This is a genomic window from Desulforhabdus amnigena, assembly GCF_027925305.1.
Taxonomy (GTDB): domain Bacteria; phylum Desulfobacterota; class Syntrophobacteria; order Syntrophobacterales; family Syntrophobacteraceae; genus Desulforhabdus; species Desulforhabdus amnigena.
On the sequence record NZ_BSDR01000001.1, the window covers coordinates 2,585,093 to 2,600,489 of the forward strand.

Here is a 15,397-nt window from a genome sequence, read left to right on the forward strand (position 1 = left end):
CATACGGAAAAATCATCTTCAAAATCTGCAGACAACCGTCCTGGCACGTAACGCAGAGTCCCCTGGAATCAACCCGACTCCTCTTCGGTTTCATGGAGCATTTGAGCCAAAAGGCGCACCAGTTCCTTGACTCCCTCCTTGCGAAGAGCGGAAACAAGTAAAACCGGATAGCCCAGTTTGCCATATGCTTCGGTGATCGCACAGAGTTTCCCGGAGGAGGGAATCATATCGATCTTGTTGAGGACAATGATCTTCTTCTTGTCTTGAATCACGTCCGAATAATTTTTCAATTCATTATCCACCTGCCGATAGGGATGCAGCGGGTCGTCCTGGGGGAGTTGTGAAACATCGACTAGATGGACCAGGATGCGTGTCCGCTCGATGTGGCGCAGAAACCGAATGCCCAAGCCGGCCCCTTGGTGCGCCCCTTCGATCAAGCCGGGAATATCCGCCACCACAAATGGCGGAGCATCTCCATATTGAACGACGCCCAGATTGGGAACAAGGGTGGTGAAAGGATAGTCGGCAATTTTGGGGCGTGCCGCTGAAATGGCTGTAATCAAGGTAGACTTTCCTGCGTTGGGAAGGCCCACCAGTCCTACATCAGCAATGAGCTTCAGTTCCAGGACAAATTCCCGCTCCTCACCTTCCTGACCGTCCTGGGCAAACCGCGGCACCTGCCGAGTGGAGGAGACAAACCGGGCATTGCCCCGCCCTCCCAACCCGCCCTTCGCAGCGAGCCAGCGTTGTCCGGGTTCAGTGAGGTCTATCAGGGTCTCCTTCGTTTCCGCATCCTTGACGACGGTACCCAGAGGCACTTCCAGTATCAGATCCTCACCACTTCTGCCGTGCCGGTTCTGACCGGATCCGTGTTTTCCGGACGTCGCATGAAAGAGATGCCGATAACGAAAATCCAGGAGGGTATGTTTCTTTTCAGTAGCTTCCAGAATAACATCGCCGCCTTTCCCCCCGTCTCCGCCATCCGGGCCCCCTTTGGGCACATATTTTTCGCGCCGAAAACTCACGCAACCATGCCCGCCATTTCCTGCTCTGACCCGGACTTTGACTTCATCCACAAATTTCATAAGCCACCATATTTCAAAATAAAAATGAATTTCAGTTGTGAGCTCCCCTCATGGGGAATAACGGCCGACAGAAGAACCCGGGCCGTAGTTTATCTTCCTTCGGGAAAAAACGAACGGCGTAAGGCATGCGCAGCCCACGGAACGATTCCGTCGATCATGCAAGCCCTGAACATGATCGGGAAATGAGGTGAAAAAGACCCATCCGACTCCTCACTGAAAAGCTGCAACAAACCTGCAGCATTCCACCTTGGAACCGTTGGACAGTGCGGTCGATGGGATGATTTCAAACCACTGCCTTTCAGCATGGGGAAAAAGTAGGCATGGGCCGCAACCTTCTGCCACCCTATTTTCGAGTGAAAGAAAGATGCGGCCCAAAGGAAAGCGCCGCAAGACCAAGCTCACCTGGCCAGGCAAGCTGATCTGCGCCGGGCTTTCCCCGGAATTCTGGGAAGGGGAAAAACTTATTCTTGCGTGGGAATAGGATAAACGCTGATCTTCTGGCGTGTTTTGTCCTTGTATTCAAAAGCCACCATACCATCGATCAAAGCAAAAATGGTATAGTCTCTGCCCATCCCGACATTTTTCCCAGGGTGAAACTGCGTTCCCACCTGTCGCACCAGAATATTTCCGGCCCGAACCAATTCACCCCCAAAGCGTTTGACGCCACGCCGCTGACCGGCGCTATCGCGGCCATTTCGGGAACTTCCGCCCGCCTTCTTATGTGCCATGGTCTGTTCCTTCCGTTATCCGCCTGAAAGCGGAAACCGTTCCGTTGAAAAACGGCCTCTCTTATGCCTGCTTTTCGATTCCATCGATGCGCACCGCCGTATAATACTGGCGATGCCCCTGTTTCTTCTGATAATCTTTACGTCTTTTGGACTTGAAGACAATGATCTTGCGATGGCGCCCCTGTTCCACAATACGAGCCCGGATGGCCACATCCTGCACGAGGGGCTGTCCCACCTGGACCTGTTCGCCATCAGAGAACAAAAGCACCTGGTCCAACGTTAAATTCTCGCCCACTTCACCGGGGAGTTTTTCAAGCTTCACGACCGCCCCGGGCCTGGCTTCGTACTGCCTGCCACCCGATTTAAAAATTGCATACATAGGAAAATCCTCCGACCTTCTCTCTTTACCACTGCTCCGGTTTTCCGGCAGTACCTACCATCATCTCGACAAAAAAAGCGGCCATGAGGCCGCCCAAAGGGGATGGCGGAACCACCCTGTTGTCACATCGTTGCATAAATGCCTTGCTTTAGGATCAGTTCCTGGTATTCTCGCAACTTCTCGCATTCTTCCAAGCACTTATTCTTATCTTCATTCGCACGGTCACAAGTTATACACGGGCTTTTGAGCATGCTGACACCTCCTCAAAAAATATTGGAACACTTTTATATAGTTGACAGCAAGAGATCGTGTCAAGGCCTTTTTATAGATAACTCAGCAATTCTCATTTTGAAAAGTGAACACCCCCCATGCCCCCTTAAATGGGGGTTTTTAGGATAAAGTCCCTTTGAAGGGGGATCGAGGGGGATGTTGGAAGTGACAGCACCATGAGGACCATCCAAAATGAGAATTGCTAATAGATAATTACTCACCAGAAGGGTATGAACGCAGAGGATAAAGTGTTTTCGTTCATAATCCGATACCTCACCATGAACGGAAAACCAGTAACGAACCCGTGATCTCGGACGACCGGTCGCCCTGAGGTATCGAAGGGCGAAATCAAACTTACAAAAGGTTCTGAGGGAAGTTCAGAAAAATAGACGTTCTCCCGCTTTCTGCGACATGTGCGTAGTCTGCGGACATGCAAATGGTGATGAACAGCTACGAAGTTGACAGTCTGAGAGAAAAACAGTAGTTTCAGCACTGCAAAGAGTGAAAATGTTTTTTCATCGGTCTGCTTTTTCCATCAAAAACAGGTGAATCATGTTCATAATAAGCAATCTCTTCACTGCCCTGGCCACAATTCTCCATATAGTTCTCAATGCCTACATGTGGCTCATCATTGCGCGGGCTGTTCTCTCCTGGGTCAACCCGGACCCGTACAACCCCATTGTCCGATTTCTCTACAGCGTGACGGAACCCCTTCTTTTAACTATTCGGCGCCGCATACCGATAAGCTTCGGGGGGATCGATTTTTCACCCATGATCGTGATTCTGGCGATCATCTTTCTGGACAGTTTTTTGGTGAGGACTCTGGCGCAGTTGGCTGTGATGATGGGCGGTTAGTTCGGAGGAATTAACGGGTTATGGGATGGAATGCGGTCGAAATACAGCATCGGCGTTTTCGCATGCGCTGGATGGGCCTGGATCCACACGAAGTCGAGATGTTCGCTCAGCAGATGGCGGAAGAATTACAGATCCAAAAAAGAGATAACGCCTCTTTGCGAAAAGATCTTCAGGAGCGCGAAGAGGAACTCAAGGAATACAAGCAACGTGAAAAGACCATCCGCAACGTCTTGATGAGCGTTCACAAAAGCGCCGAACAAATCAAGGAAAATGCAGAGAAAGAAGCCAAACTGATTGTGGCCCAGGCGGAACTCAATGCGGAAAATATCCTGCGCGGAGCCAATCAGCGTTTGACTCAACTTCATGAAGAGATCGGCGAGCTGAAACGGCACAGGCTTCAGCTGGAGAGCAAACTGCGTTCTGTCCTGGAATCCTATCAGCAACTGCTCGATCTGGAAAAAGAAGATGCGAAAGAGGATGAACAGCCTGCCAAGGTTACATTGTTGAGCCGCTGAAACCGGCATTGACTCTTTTCAAATAAATTGTCATTCCGGGAGGCACCCTAGCACGATGAAAAGCCCCCGGAAGTTTGTTTTCCAGGTAATATATGGGGAAAAAAGATGGCTATCAGTAAAGAATTATTGGATATTTTAGCATGTCCCAAATGCAAGGGAACCATCATTCTCAACGAGACGCAAGATGGTCTGATCTGCAACAATTGCAAACTCATCTACGAAATCCGGGATGGTATCCCCATCATGCTGATTGATGAGGCCAAGCCCTTACAAGAGTAAGGCCCTCTTCCATGCACAACCATTTTCATCTCTCGCGGGAACAGAAGCGACATCTCCTGGAAGCCATAGAACGATTTCCTCACCGCCGCATTCTGGTAGTCGGCGACCTTATGCTGGACCTCTTCATTTGGGGGGAGGTACGCCGCATTTCCCCCGAAGCTCCTGTGCCGGTAGTGGAAGTGTGTGAAGAAAGCCGGCTTCTGGGAGGCACAGCGAATGTGGTGCACAATGTCGCCTCTTTGGGAGGACAAGTGCTCGTAACGGGAATCATCGGAGACGACGGGCCGGGGGAGGAACTGATGCAGCTTTTGCGGAGTATCCATGTCCCCACCGAGGGCCTCGTCGTCGAAACGGGCAGACCGACTACCATAAAGACACGGATTATTGCTCAGAATCAGCAAGTGGTCCGTTTCGACCGTGAATGCCGGATCCCGCTGCGGAGAGAGTCCGTCGGAGACATTCTTTCTCACATTGCAGGCAACCTGGAAAATATTGACGGTATCATCGTTTCGGACTATGCCAAAGGTGTGGTGACCCCGGAATTCATGGACGCCTTGAGATCTCTTACCGCCACATGCCGCTTCCCCGTGATTGTCGATCCCAAAGTGCAGCATACTGAGCTCTACCGGCATTTCACCATGATCACCCCCAACCATCACGAAGCCTCCAGAATGAGCGGTATTGAAATACGCGATGAAAAATCACTGGTTGAGGCGGGAAGAATCCTGTTGAAGCGCCTTCAATGCAAAACGGTTCTCATCACACGGGGGAAGGAAGGCATGAGCCTTTTTCATCAAGATGGGGAGGTATTTCACATCCCCACGGTGGCGAGACGCGTTTTTGACGTGACGGGTGCGGGCGATACGGTCATTGCAACTCTGGCTCTTGGTATCGTCGCGGGTTTGTCCATGGTGGAAGCGGCTCTTCTGGCCAATCTCGCCGCAGGAATCGTGGTCGGTGAGGTGGGAACCACCGCCGTCGCAGCGTCCCAACTTTTCCAAACGGTCGAGAAGGCTCAGAGCGAATAGGGATGAGTCGCTCTTGAAATCCCCATTCACCACGGAGACACAGAGATTACGGAGGAATCCCATAAGAATTCCAAAATCTTCTCCGTGCCCTCCGTGTCTCCGTGGTGAATAACGGGATGTTAAAATCCGCCAGCTCCAATAAAAGCGCTCTCATGGCTCATGAAAGAGGGCCTTCGTCTGAGGAACAAAAGCGTGATGGGGAAATCGCAGGTTCTGCAGTTTGCGGTATCGATGCCTGCTTTGCACGAAATGGAGATGTGGATGGCGACCTGTTCAGCTCTATTGCGAGATAATCATGAGTGAACCCAGAAAGCCCTCACCTGCCAAGCTCATGATGGGGATCCTTTTTCGCGATTTCGACCTGCAGCGACGTGTGCTGAAGCGTCTGTGCGAAGAGTTCGGCCCCATGGATTTCTTGACGGAACCTGAGCCCTTTTCCTACACACATTACTATGACCGGGAAATGGGAGCCGGGATTTATCGCCAGACGGTGAGCTTCCTGCAATTGGCGCCGCTGGAAAGCCTTCCGGACATCAAGTTTTTCACCAATGCGCTGGAAAAGGAAAATTCTCTCGATGGCAGACGGCAGATCAATCTGGATCCTGGGTTGCTCAGTGAGGAAAGGCTGATCCTTGCCACGGGGAAAAACTACACGCACCGCATTCATTTGAGAGACGGGATTTATGCCGATTTGACTCTTATCTATCAGGGTGGGGCTTATCAGAGCCTGCCTTGGACGTACCCCGACTACCAGAATCCGGAATTGCGCCATTTCCTCGGCATCTTGAGAATGAAGCTTGCCTTTCAACGAAATGGGCGATTGCCTCGAAAGTACATAACAAAAGGAGAAAACCCTTGATTTGCAGTATGACCGCTTTTGGACGGACCCAAAAGGAAGAATCCGGTTACTCCGTTACAGTTGAAATTCGGAGCCTGAACGGCCGTTATCTGGATATCGTTTTGCGCCTGCCCAAAAACTATCTGGAGTTTGAAGAGCCTCTGCGCAAGCAGATCGCCCAAGTTGCGCGGCGCGGCCGGGTTGAAGTGTTCGTGCAAATCGAAACCACACAGATTGAACAAAAAGCACCCCGCCTGCATATCCCACTGGCCCGCTACTATTGGGCACAACTTCAGGAACTGCATCGGGAACTTCCCGGAATCGATCCTCCCAAAATGGAACATCTTCTCAGGATCCCCCACATTTTCGAATCCCACAAGGAAGAAGGGGATAGAGACGTTCTTCAAAAGATCCTCATGAACGCCGTTGCAGAAACCCTCGAACAAGTCCGTCAGATGCGATGCCGTGAGGGCGAAGCGCTTTTGCAGGACTGCCTCAACCGCCTGTCGACACTGCGCCGGGAATTGGCGGTGATCGACAGCAGGAAGGATCTGATCCTGGAGGAATATCAGCAGAGGCTGAGGGACAGGATTCAAGAACTTCTGGGCGATATCCAGGTGGATGAAAACCGCATTTTGCAGGAAGCGGCCTGTTCTGCAGAGCGCTCGGACATCAATGAGGAGATTGTCCGATTGAACAGTCATTTCGACCAACTGGAGACGCTCCTGACCACATCCAGGGAGGCGGATGGAAGAAAACTCGACTTTCTTACCCAGGAACTGCACCGTGAAGTCAACACGATCGGCTGCAAAACAGGTGACCTGGAGGCCCTTCAGGCGGTTGTGCGCATGAAGAGCGAAATCGGCAAATTGAAAGAGCAGGTCCAAAATGTGGAATAAACAATGCGTTCAGGCCCACTCCGTCGGGCGAAAAACAGACGCCGGGATAAAACGTTTCGTTCACCTGCGAAATATGATGGCTTGAGACCCATGCCAAAGTGAGGTTCTTATGGAAGTCAAATTGTTGAATATCGGTTTTGGGAATACCGTGCTCGCCAATCGAGTCGTTGCCATTGTCTCTCCTGCATCCGCTCCCATGAAGCGTCTCAAAGAGGATGCCAAGCTGGCCAACAAGCTTGTAGACGCCACCATGGGCCGTCGCACACGGTCCATCATCATCACCGACAGCGATCATGTCATTCTCTCGGGCGTACAGGCCGAAACCATCGCTCAAAGGCTGTTGACCGACAACAACCCCAAGGATGTCAACCTTCTCAAGGCGGAAAAAGAATAGAATCATGCTTCCACAGGATCAGAGAGGTCAGCTTTTTGTCATTTCAGCCCCTTCGGGCGTAGGCAAAACCACCATCATCCGGACCATCCTTGCGCAATGGCCAAGCCTGCGTTTTTCCGTTTCTTGCACGACCCGTTCCCCTCGCGCTGGGGAAACTCCGGGCAAGGACTACCACTTTCTGAGCCATGAAGAATTTGAAAGGGGCATCCAGTCGGGCCGGTTTCTTGAATGGGCCCAGGTACACGGCCAATACTACGGAACGGACGGTGAACAGATCGAAGAGTGGCTGATCGACGGCGAAGATGTGCTTCTGGATATTGATGTTCAGGGAGCCCGCCAGGTGCGTTGTGCCCATCCAGGCGTACAGAGCATTTTCATCCTTCCACCTTCCATGAAGGCCCTGGAAGAAAGGCTTCGAGGCCGTAACACCGAATCCCCTGAACAACTGGCCGCACGATTGACCGCCGCCCGGAAGGAAATCCAAGAAGCTCACTGGTATGATTACATTGTCGTAAACGATATTCTCGAAGACGCCATCGCCGACCTGCAGGCCATCTTGCGTTCCTGCCGCTGCAAGAGAATGTTTCAACTGGAAAAAGTAAGAACCTTCCTGATTCCCCAAACGCCTTTCTAATTTCCGTCCGGCAAATGGATTCCCTCTTCGGGAGGGCAATGGAGATTTCAACTTCCATCTGACAGATTCTTGTAATCATTTTTTCACACTACGGAATTTTTACCATGCAGGGACAACGCAAAGAAAGACACACCGAAACAGCCTCGAGACGGCATTCGGGGAAAGGGCCTCAACACCCGCCCCAGGATTTATGGATATCGGGGATAAATCCGGTTCGAGAAGCACTCCGGGCGGATCGCATGGTGATCCGGGAGATGATTCTTGCCAGAACGGACCAGAGAGTTCAGGAGCTCATGGATTGGGCAAAGCAAAAGGGTATTGCCTTGCGGCATGAAACCCGGGAATTTCTGTCAACGCAGGTGGGGCACGATCATCATCAGGGAGTAGCTCTGCGCGCGAACGAATACCCTTACGCTTCATTGGAATCCATCCTGGAAGGGGCTGCAGGCGAGCGTGAACCGGTCATTATTCTGGACTGCATTCAGGATCCTCAAAACTTCGGGGCATTGCTGCGGAGCGCTTGTTTCCTCGGAGCGAAGGCGGTCGTTATTCCCTCGGACCGATCGGCCAGGGTCACCGCCGCAGTCATCAAGGTGGCTGCAGGCGCGACCTCCTATATCCCCATCGTGCAAGCGACCAACCTGACGCGTGTTCTGGAAACCCTGAAAGAATCGGGACTCTGGATCGTGGGCCTGGATGTAGCGGGAAACCAATCCCTCTACGAAGCGGACCTCTCACTCCCTCTGGGTCTGGTGGTGGGAAACGAACAGAAGGGGCTGCGCCCCCTGGTGCGCAAACATTGTGACTTCCTGGTGCAAATTCCGGTTCTCGGCCCCATTCAATCCCTCAATGCCGCAGCCGCCGGCGCCATCGCTCTGGCGGAGGTGCAACGCCAACGGCTCACAAAGCGAAAGTAGGCGGTCCTCACCCCGTCCATCTTTCCCTCAATCCGGAGAGAAGCATCCTTGTTCCAAAGCCCGGCACGGAAACCGGATCAAGTAGACCGCGAACCAAAAAGCGCCGTACCGATACGAACCAGAGTGGACCCCTCTTCGATGGCGACCTCGAAATCATTGCTCATCCCCATGGAAAGCTCCGTCAATTCTTCAGGCCGTGAGGCGGCCTCACGGAGTTGCTCCAGGAGTTGCCGAAGCATGCGCAGGTAGGGCCGCACTGCGTTGGGATCGTCAAAGTAGGGAGGCAGAGTCATGAGTCCCCGAACAATCAGGCCGTCATATTGGGAAACAGCCCGGAAAAGATCCGGAAGCCCCCCGGGTGAAACACCGCTTTTGCTCTCTTCTTCCCCCACGTTCACCTGCAGCAAAACGGACAGGCGCTTTCCCCGCTTCTGGACTTGCCGGTTCAGTTCGCGGGCCAGGCTTTCCCGGTCTACCGTCTCCACCCAGTCAAAGCATTCCGCAGCCACTGCGGCCTTGTTGGACTGCAAGTGTCCGATAAAATGCCAGGAAACCTTCATATCCGACAGAAGTTCGATTTTTTTTCGGGCCTCCTGGATGTAGTTTTCCCCGAGAATCGTTATTCCTGCCAGTACGCCCTCCCGAATGCGTTCCACGGGAACGGTCTTGGTCACTCCCACAAGCCGCACATCCGAGGGATTACGCCCACACCGCAGACAGGCTTCTTCGATTCTTTTTCGAACGACGCTCAGATTTTCAGCAATAGCGGTCATGGTTATTCCATCCTTGTGTCATTTCACCACTGCAGGGGCTATGACCCGGTGTTGCATCAGATATTCCAGGGTTTCACATAATGGGAGCCCCACCACATTGGTGTAGGAACCCTGGATGGAATGCACCAAAAATGCGCCCCTCCCCTGGATGCCGTAGGCTCCAGCCTTGTCCATGGGCTCTCCCGTATCGACGTAGGCGCTTATTTCGGCGGCGCTCAATTCCTTGAAATGGACAAACGTCCGCACGGAACGAACGTAGACAATCTGCCGGTAAGAATGCAGGAGGCATACCCCGCTGATCACCTCGTGGGTCCTATTGGAAAGCCGTCTGAGCATGGAGACCGCTTCAGCGGCATCCCGGGGTTTGCCAAAAAGCACGCCTTCGAGCACCACGATGGTATCTGCGGCCAAAATCCAGCGATCCGGGTACATCTTCGAAACCACGCGAGCCTTTTCTTCCGCCCACCGCACCACAAGTGTTTCAGGCGCTTCACCTTCTCCTCCCGCCTCTTCGGTTCCACTGGGAACAACCTCAAAACTAAGCCCCATGGAACCGAGCAATTCCCTTCGCCGCGGAGAAGACGAAGCCAGCACCAATGGTTCAAGGTTACGAAATATGGCTTTTTCCCTTGAGGATAGGGTCGTCATTTTATCACAGCTCGCAAAACTTTAGACTGTTCTATTCCGAAAATTCTGTGGGCATTGCAGGTGGTCTGAAAAGCCACCTCGGCAAAGGAACACCGCCGCAAATCGGCCACCTTCTGTGCCGTATAAAAGACATATGAAGGTTCATTGGCCTTTCCACGGAAAGGCACGGGCGTCAGATAAGGGGCATCGGTTTCCACCAGCAGGCGTTCCAGGGGAGCCCGGCGCACGACATCTTGAAGCGTTCCGGCCTTGGGAAAGGTGACGGTGCCCGGAACGGAGAGGTAAAAGCCCAGATCCAGGCAGCGCTTCGCTATGGGCCAATCTCCCGAAAAACAGTGGAGAACGACGCCCTTGAGAGAAGAGACGTACTCCGTGATGATCCCCATAAAATCGCCATAGGCTTCCCGGATATGAAAAACCACGGGGAGTTGCACTTCGCAGGCCACTTCCAGCTGCCGGTGCAGACATTCCTTTTGAAGTGCTCTGGGTTGGCGGTCCCGGTAGTAATCCAGCCCTATTTCTCCCACAGCCACCACACGATCCTGGCGCGCCAGATTCCGCAGACTGTCCAGGGAATCTTTATCCAGCACAAAAGCATCATGGGGATGAATCCCCACGGCGGCATAGAGTTGAGGATGACTCTGCGCCAGTTCCACCGCTTTGCGACTGGTGGAAAGATCGATGCCTATGGTTACGATTTCCTCGACCCCCTTTTGAGCGGCACGATCAAGCACTGCATCGAGGTCGGTTGAAAATTCTGGAAAATCCAGGTGTGCGTGAGTATCGATGAGTTTTTCCAATTTCGTATCTTCTTTCTGCATGTTCTTCAGAGAGGACAACTTTCCTTAAAAAACGAGCCACTCCAAGCAACTACGGAATCCCGGCTCCATGCCTTCTGCCTTTTTGCCTTGCTCGCCCCCTATTCTCCATCTATAATGTCTCCCATTTCAACCAGTTTTCTGGTTGCGCACCACGCAGTTTAAAAACCGTGGTCCGCTCCATGGGTCTCCATCCAGGGAGCAACAGGATTGAATCGGGCAACAGCATTATAACGGACATTGGCCATGGCTCATGTGCACAATGGCTTCTGCCGCCGTTGCCCCGATATTTTTTTCGACGCTGTTTTACGCAGTCAGCTACGCTTGAGCGATGTTTCAAATGCCAATAACGATGACTCTCGACCCGACGGGACTATACGCAATGAAAAAGAGCCGAATACCTACTGTTTTCATCATGCTTCTTATCATGATTTTCATGTCACAGGCAAGCTGGGCAGCCAGGGCATATATCACCGATTCCGCACCCGTTCCTCTGCGTTCAGCTCCCAACAAGCAGAAAAAAGCCATCGCCACCCTTCCGCCCGGCACCAGTGTAGAGGTTTTAAAAGCACCCGAATGGACCATGGTGCGCTATACTCCGGAATCCGGCGACCCAAAGAATGGCTGGGTTCCAACTTCATCCATCGGGTCGCGCCCCCCCGAGGAAACGCTCACTAAAGAGTTGGAAGCAGAAAACTCCGCCCTCAAAGAAAAACTGGCAAACCTTGAACGTGAGAAAAACGAGTTGACCCAGAAGCAAAATGAACTGAGTGAAAAGTTGGGCAAACTGACAGGCTCTTACGAATCACTCAAGAACGGTTCTGCAGATTACCTGAAACTCAAGCAGGAATACGATTCGGCCAAATCGACTCTGAGTTCTGCCCAGGAAAACATTCAAACACTCATGCAGGAGAATGAAAACCTGAAGCTTTCTCAGAAGATCAAATGGTTTGGGGCCGGGGGGCTGGTGCTCGTTTTAGGCTGGTTTATCGGATGGATCACCGGGCGCCAAGGCAAAAAGCGCCGTTCCAGCTATTTTTTTTAAACATATTAGATATTTAATATAATTTTACTTTCTCTTTTCGATGAAACTTCAAACTCGAAAGGTTATATTGACAGCCGTTCACCCCCTATGCTATTGACTGAATGGATTTCATGAAAAGGCCCCCGTAGCTCAGGTGGATAGAGCACAAGATTCCTAATCTTGGTGCCACAGGTTCGAATCCTGTCGGGGGCACCACCTTAAACACAATGCCTACGGGAACTTATGAGAAATCTTAAGTTCCTTTTTTGTGCTCTTCAACCCTTGCGTGCATCACCCTGAAAAGATGTAACGTACATCACGCTCTACAGCTCGTTCTCGTAACTGGACAGTGGGAAATTCTATGTAAGTGATTGATTTTACAAGATTCCACTTTGACACTACGGCAGAAGTAGCCACTGATTGTTTGCCTTTAAAATCGGCAAGTTACGCTCTGGGCAGGCCAAGCTTCGAAGGTTTTCGTGTAGAATCGTATACTCAATGACACAGGGATGTAGGGTGCGTTGAATGGAATGAAACGCAACAAAAGTATTGCCCCCTCGAAAGATGGTATGACATGATGTCGTGTTTCGCGGGCTCAACGCGACCTAAGAGCCTATCCAAAAACCTACCTCGGCAGCGGACACCCCCCTTGGTCCCCCCTCAAGGGGGGACCAAGGGGGGTGTCGCAAAGTCCACAGGTGGTTTCTGGATAGGTTCTAAGACTGCTCTTCGGCAAGGATCGGATTCGACACTTCCCGGACGCCTGGGTACAGTGCGGACGCTTCGTTGGCCGCAATAAGGTGGAAGCCCGCGAAGCCCGATAAGAAAAGAACACAAATAAGGATTTGAATCCTGAGCTTCATGCAAGAAATCGTTCCAGGTTATGAACAAAACGAAAAGAGGGGACACATGTCCCCCCTCCAGGTGTCTCAGAAGAAAACCTTGCTTCGAGACGACATCATTTCACGTAGACGAAGATCGGGTTGGAGTAGAACCAGAGGTCGTTCCATGCTTCTTGAGCAGCGGAGATTTTGCGGACCCCATTAGCATCCTTATCTAATGTGACCAGAGCATCCGGCAGCGGGTTGCCGGCCTCATCGGTCTCATGGGGAGTATTCACCGGCACGTTTGTTCCGCGGAGCCGGAAGTACATGCTGTCGTCAAGATCCTTGATCCGATAACTGATCACGTTGTAGCCTTGGCGATCGGTGCGCCAGTCGTCAGCTGTGAAGGTGGCAATGACCTTGGTTGTTTCATTGGTGGCTTTTGTGTAGTCCGGGCTGGACGAATCGACTTTACCTGTGATTTTGCCGGCGATGAGGTCGATGTGATCCACCACGGGGGCCGGACAAGATGTAACGAAAGTGCCGTCGGCTACGCAGTTGTTGGTCGAGGGGCTTTTGAATTTGATGGTGAGAACCAGTGGCTCTCTGGACTGGTACCGGTCTTTGATACGGAGGGTGCCGCCCATGGAGGCCAGCTCCATGCGGCTCTGGGCGCTGAATTCGAGGTGGTCGATCAAGTCACCGTGCACGAAATAAGCATCACCCGACCTCAGGCCGTCGGCGATCTCGTCGGGATCGTGCTCGCCGTTCCGATTTTTGTCAATGACATGAACATAGGTCTTTTGATATTCGCCGGGATAGAAATCATCACCGCCTGCCGTCCAATGGGTGTGATAGTCGGAATTTGCGTAGTTGAACCAGTGCCGTCCTTCTCCCAGCAGGGCATCCCACAGACCGCCCACCTTGGCCGTATAGTAGCCAACGCCACCGTAGGTGCCGCCGAAATCACTGGAGGTGCAAACGCCGTCCACGCAGGTGACCTTATTTCCGAGACCGCGGAAATCGTTGACCTGATGCCCCGGAGCGCCTTCAAAGCCAAAGCAGACGTCCGGAGCGGTGTTGTTGAAATCGCGAAAATGCTCGATGTTATATCCGCCGTCGCTTGAACCGGTCTTGAACACACCGGCCCGTTCGATATGGGCGAAAATGATCCAGCCATTGTCAATCGTTCCGGCCTTGTATTGTTCCTCCATCCATTTACAAGCTGCAACAGCGTCTGCGTGACGGTCCGAGCCAAGAGGTTTTGTTGCCTGTGTGTCGGGGTCTCGTCCATTTTGCTTGGCCAGAATCCCGTAGGGAGTGACCTCGCCGGTGCGGCTCTTGTCCGTATCGCTCTTGTCGAACTGATACTCGAAAGCACTGATCGCGCCGGCATCCTTGGCGACGATAGCCGTGCTGCAATGTTCGTGGCCAGGAACATTCCACTCGAGGCCGGAGAAGATCCTCTTGTCAGGATAGAGCGCCCGAGCATCCAAAATGTCGGGAAAAACGAAGTCTCTCAGGCTCTGCCAGCGCCACATGTTGCCGGATGCTGCGTTATCGCCCAGAATTGGGTTGACCGGGTACTTCGTGGTATCGAGCCACTTGACACCATCGCCGTCCCGGTTCCGGCTCCCGCCGTGCTCGGAATTGGCCCACCAGTCCAAACCGAACTCATTGTCTTTCTCCATCACGAAGTCAAAGCTGGTGCTGCCGTCAGTGTAAAGCGTATGCTGATGAAAATCGCCTGCCAGCCACCTTTCTGCAGGCTTTGGACAATGCTTGGCCGACGCCGGACTCAGCCCGCCGCAGAGCAGCGAGAAGGCCGCTGTTACGGCAGCAACCTTCGCGAAGGACGTCGTAGCTTTCTTTAACCAAGGACTACCAATCATTTTTCATTCCTCCCTAGTGTGATTAGAACCGGCCATGGAAAAACTGATACCCATCTCGTGCGGACGATCCATCAGGTAGTGCCGCACCTCCAATGTTCATAGCGATGCCAGTATGCAGGCGAATGAAGGCCATTTAATGTCAGATTCGTGTCGTTTGCGTATCAAAAGGCGTTCGCGCTGGGGACGGATGCGAAACCTCATGAAGCTAGCGTCGGGATCATGGGCAAGTTTTTCCTTAGAAATTATCTCAAAACGGTCCGAATACCCTTGATCGTCATTCCGATGGAAACCGGAATCCAGGCATTCTCGATAGAGCTGGACCCTGGCTTCCGCCAGGGTGACGGTATGAACGAATTTTGAGATAATTTTTTAATAAAAAGGAGTGAAGTAAAAGGAATTTGAGGGGACGGGGAAAGGCTGGTCTATTTTCAACCGCCATGGCGGCCGATTTTCTCACCGCCCATTTGGGACTATTTTCCCGGCGTCGTTGGGTTCTGTTGACATTTGATTAAAGTTCAACATTTTCAAATAGATGCTTGATCTGCCTCGAAGCGGTCCTTGCCGGTGCAATGCCTTATGGATTCGGCCTCTACGAGA

At 52.3% G+C, this 15,397-nt stretch carries 17 protein-coding genes and 1 tRNA gene; 11 read left to right on the top strand and 7 right to left on the bottom strand.

The features are described from left to right. Positions 1–68 precede the first annotated feature (68 nt). From obgE to rplU, 3 genes are all read right to left on the bottom strand, one after another. On the bottom strand, positions 69–1,085 hold the full coding sequence (gene obgE / locus QMG16_RS11035) for a GTPase ObgE (RefSeq protein ID WP_281794194.1): 1,017 nt from the start codon (positions 1,083–1,085) through the stop codon (positions 69–71). A gap of 461 nt (positions 1,086–1,546) precedes the next feature. Beyond that, entirely contained in the window at positions 1,547–1,813 is a 267-nt protein-coding gene (gene rpmA, locus QMG16_RS11040) for a 50S ribosomal protein L27 (protein ID WP_281794196.1), read from the bottom strand. A 61-nt stretch (positions 1,814–1,874) separates the two neighbouring features. After that, on the bottom strand, positions 1,875–2,192 hold the full coding sequence (gene rplU / locus QMG16_RS11045; RefSeq protein ID WP_281794197.1) for a 50S ribosomal protein L21: 318 nt from the start codon (positions 2,190–2,192) through the stop codon (positions 1,875–1,877). An 822-nt stretch (positions 2,193–3,014) separates the two neighbouring features. Here rplU and QMG16_RS11050 point away from each other — a divergent pair. From QMG16_RS11050 to rlmB, 9 genes are all read left to right on the top strand, one after another. Beyond that, positions 3,015–3,317, top strand: coding sequence for a YggT family protein (locus QMG16_RS11050; RefSeq protein ID WP_281794198.1), 303 nt, complete (start codon positions 3,015–3,017; stop codon positions 3,315–3,317). A 20-nt stretch (positions 3,318–3,337) separates the two neighbouring features. Next, positions 3,338–3,832 (top strand): DivIVA domain-containing protein, encoded by a 495-nt coding sequence (locus QMG16_RS11055; protein ID WP_281794199.1) that lies wholly within the window; start codon positions 3,338–3,340, stop codon positions 3,830–3,832. Positions 3,833–3,937: 105 nt separating this feature from the next. Then, entirely contained in the window at positions 3,938–4,111 is a 174-nt protein-coding gene (locus tag QMG16_RS11060) for a Trm112 family protein (RefSeq protein WP_281794201.1), read from the top strand. An 11-nt stretch (positions 4,112–4,122) separates the two neighbouring features. Beyond that, positions 4,123–5,139, top strand: coding sequence for a D-glycero-beta-D-manno-heptose-7-phosphate kinase (gene rfaE1 / locus QMG16_RS11065; protein ID WP_281794202.1), 1,017 nt, complete (start codon positions 4,123–4,125; stop codon positions 5,137–5,139). 295 nt (positions 5,140–5,434) lie between these two features. Further along, positions 5,435–5,998, top strand: coding sequence for a DUF4416 family protein (locus QMG16_RS11070; protein WP_281794204.1), 564 nt, complete (start codon positions 5,435–5,437; stop codon positions 5,996–5,998). Beyond that, positions 5,995–6,876, top strand: coding sequence for a YicC/YloC family endoribonuclease (locus tag QMG16_RS11075; protein WP_281794205.1), 882 nt, complete (start codon positions 5,995–5,997; stop codon positions 6,874–6,876). Before QMG16_RS11070 ends, QMG16_RS11075 begins: the two co-directional genes overlap by 4 nt. A 109-nt stretch (positions 6,877–6,985) precedes the next feature. After that, entirely contained in the window at positions 6,986–7,270 is a 285-nt protein-coding gene (locus QMG16_RS11080; RefSeq protein ID WP_281794206.1) for a DUF370 domain-containing protein, read from the top strand. 4 nt (positions 7,271–7,274) lie between these two features. Beyond that, positions 7,275–7,904, top strand: coding sequence for a guanylate kinase (gene gmk / locus QMG16_RS11085; protein WP_281794207.1), 630 nt, complete (start codon positions 7,275–7,277; stop codon positions 7,902–7,904). 104 nt (positions 7,905–8,008) lie between these two features. Then, positions 8,009–8,821 (top strand): 23S rRNA (guanosine(2251)-2'-O)-methyltransferase RlmB, encoded by an 813-nt coding sequence (gene rlmB, locus QMG16_RS11090; RefSeq protein WP_281794209.1) that lies wholly within the window; start codon positions 8,009–8,011, stop codon positions 8,819–8,821. Positions 8,822–8,898: 77 nt separating this feature from the next. Here the strand turns inward: rlmB and QMG16_RS11095 are convergent, their stop codons facing one another. Genes QMG16_RS11095 through QMG16_RS11105 form a run of 3 tightly spaced genes read right to left on the bottom strand, consistent with a single transcriptional unit; the run spans position 8,899 to position 11,081 of the window. Beyond that, positions 8,899–9,594: a YggS family pyridoxal phosphate-dependent enzyme gene (locus QMG16_RS11095; RefSeq protein WP_281794211.1), complete on the bottom strand. Its 696-nt coding sequence runs from the start codon at positions 9,592–9,594 to the stop codon at positions 8,899–8,901. A gap of 18 nt (positions 9,595–9,612) precedes the next feature. Then, positions 9,613–10,242: a Maf family protein gene (locus tag QMG16_RS11100; protein WP_281794213.1), complete on the bottom strand. Its 630-nt coding sequence runs from the start codon at positions 10,240–10,242 to the stop codon at positions 9,613–9,615. Beyond that, entirely contained in the window at positions 10,239–11,081 is an 843-nt protein-coding gene (locus tag QMG16_RS11105) for a TatD family hydrolase (protein ID WP_281794214.1), read from the bottom strand. The genes QMG16_RS11100 and QMG16_RS11105 overlap by 4 nt, the downstream gene beginning before the upstream one ends. A 361-nt stretch (positions 11,082–11,442) precedes the next feature. Between QMG16_RS11105 and QMG16_RS11110 the strand changes: the two genes are divergently transcribed. Then, positions 11,443–12,105: a TIGR04211 family SH3 domain-containing protein gene (locus QMG16_RS11110; RefSeq protein WP_281794216.1), complete on the top strand. Its 663-nt coding sequence runs from the start codon at positions 11,443–11,445 to the stop codon at positions 12,103–12,105. 118 nt (positions 12,106–12,223) lie between these two features. Continuing rightward, a tRNA-Arg gene (locus tag QMG16_RS11115) sits at positions 12,224–12,300 on the top strand. Positions 12,301–13,042: 742 nt separating this feature from the next. Here the strand turns inward: QMG16_RS11115 and QMG16_RS11120 are convergent. Continuing rightward, positions 13,043–14,800, bottom strand: coding sequence for a CehA/McbA family metallohydrolase domain-containing protein (locus QMG16_RS11120; RefSeq protein WP_281794218.1), 1,758 nt, complete (start codon positions 14,798–14,800; stop codon positions 13,043–13,045). Positions 14,801–15,397: the final 597 nt, after the last annotated feature.

Coding starts and splice junctions, on each gene's coding strand:
- obgE (WP_281794194.1), bottom strand. CDS start 1,085: ATGAAATTTGTGGATGAAGTCAAAGTCCGGGTCAGAGCAGGAAATGGC.
- rpmA (WP_281794196.1), bottom strand. CDS start 1,813: ATGGCACATAAGAAGGCGGGCGGAAGTTCCCGAAATGGCCGCGATAGC.
- rplU (WP_281794197.1), bottom strand. CDS start 2,192: ATGTATGCAATTTTTAAATCGGGTGGCAGGCAGTACGAAGCCAGGCCC.
- QMG16_RS11050 (WP_281794198.1), top strand. CDS start 3,015: ATGTTCATAATAAGCAATCTCTTCACTGCCCTGGCCACAATTCTCCAT.
- QMG16_RS11055 (WP_281794199.1), top strand. CDS start 3,338: ATGGGATGGAATGCGGTCGAAATACAGCATCGGCGTTTTCGCATGCGC.
- QMG16_RS11060 (WP_281794201.1), top strand. CDS start 3,938: ATGGCTATCAGTAAAGAATTATTGGATATTTTAGCATGTCCCAAATGC.
- rfaE1 (WP_281794202.1), top strand. CDS start 4,123: ATGCACAACCATTTTCATCTCTCGCGGGAACAGAAGCGACATCTCCTG.
- QMG16_RS11070 (WP_281794204.1), top strand. CDS start 5,435: ATGAGTGAACCCAGAAAGCCCTCACCTGCCAAGCTCATGATGGGGATC.
- QMG16_RS11080 (WP_281794206.1), top strand. CDS start 6,986: ATGGAAGTCAAATTGTTGAATATCGGTTTTGGGAATACCGTGCTCGCC.
- gmk (WP_281794207.1), top strand. CDS start 7,275: ATGCTTCCACAGGATCAGAGAGGTCAGCTTTTTGTCATTTCAGCCCCT.
- rlmB (WP_281794209.1), top strand. CDS start 8,009: ATGCAGGGACAACGCAAAGAAAGACACACCGAAACAGCCTCGAGACGG.
- QMG16_RS11095 (WP_281794211.1), bottom strand. CDS start 9,594: ATGACCGCTATTGCTGAAAATCTGAGCGTCGTTCGAAAAAGAATCGAA.
- QMG16_RS11100 (WP_281794213.1), bottom strand. CDS start 10,242: ATGACGACCCTATCCTCAAGGGAAAAAGCCATATTTCGTAACCTTGAA.
- QMG16_RS11110 (WP_281794216.1), top strand. CDS start 11,443: ATGAAAAAGAGCCGAATACCTACTGTTTTCATCATGCTTCTTATCATG.
- QMG16_RS11120 (WP_281794218.1), bottom strand. CDS start 14,800: ATGATTGGTAGTCCTTGGTTAAAGAAAGCTACGACGTCCTTCGCGAAG.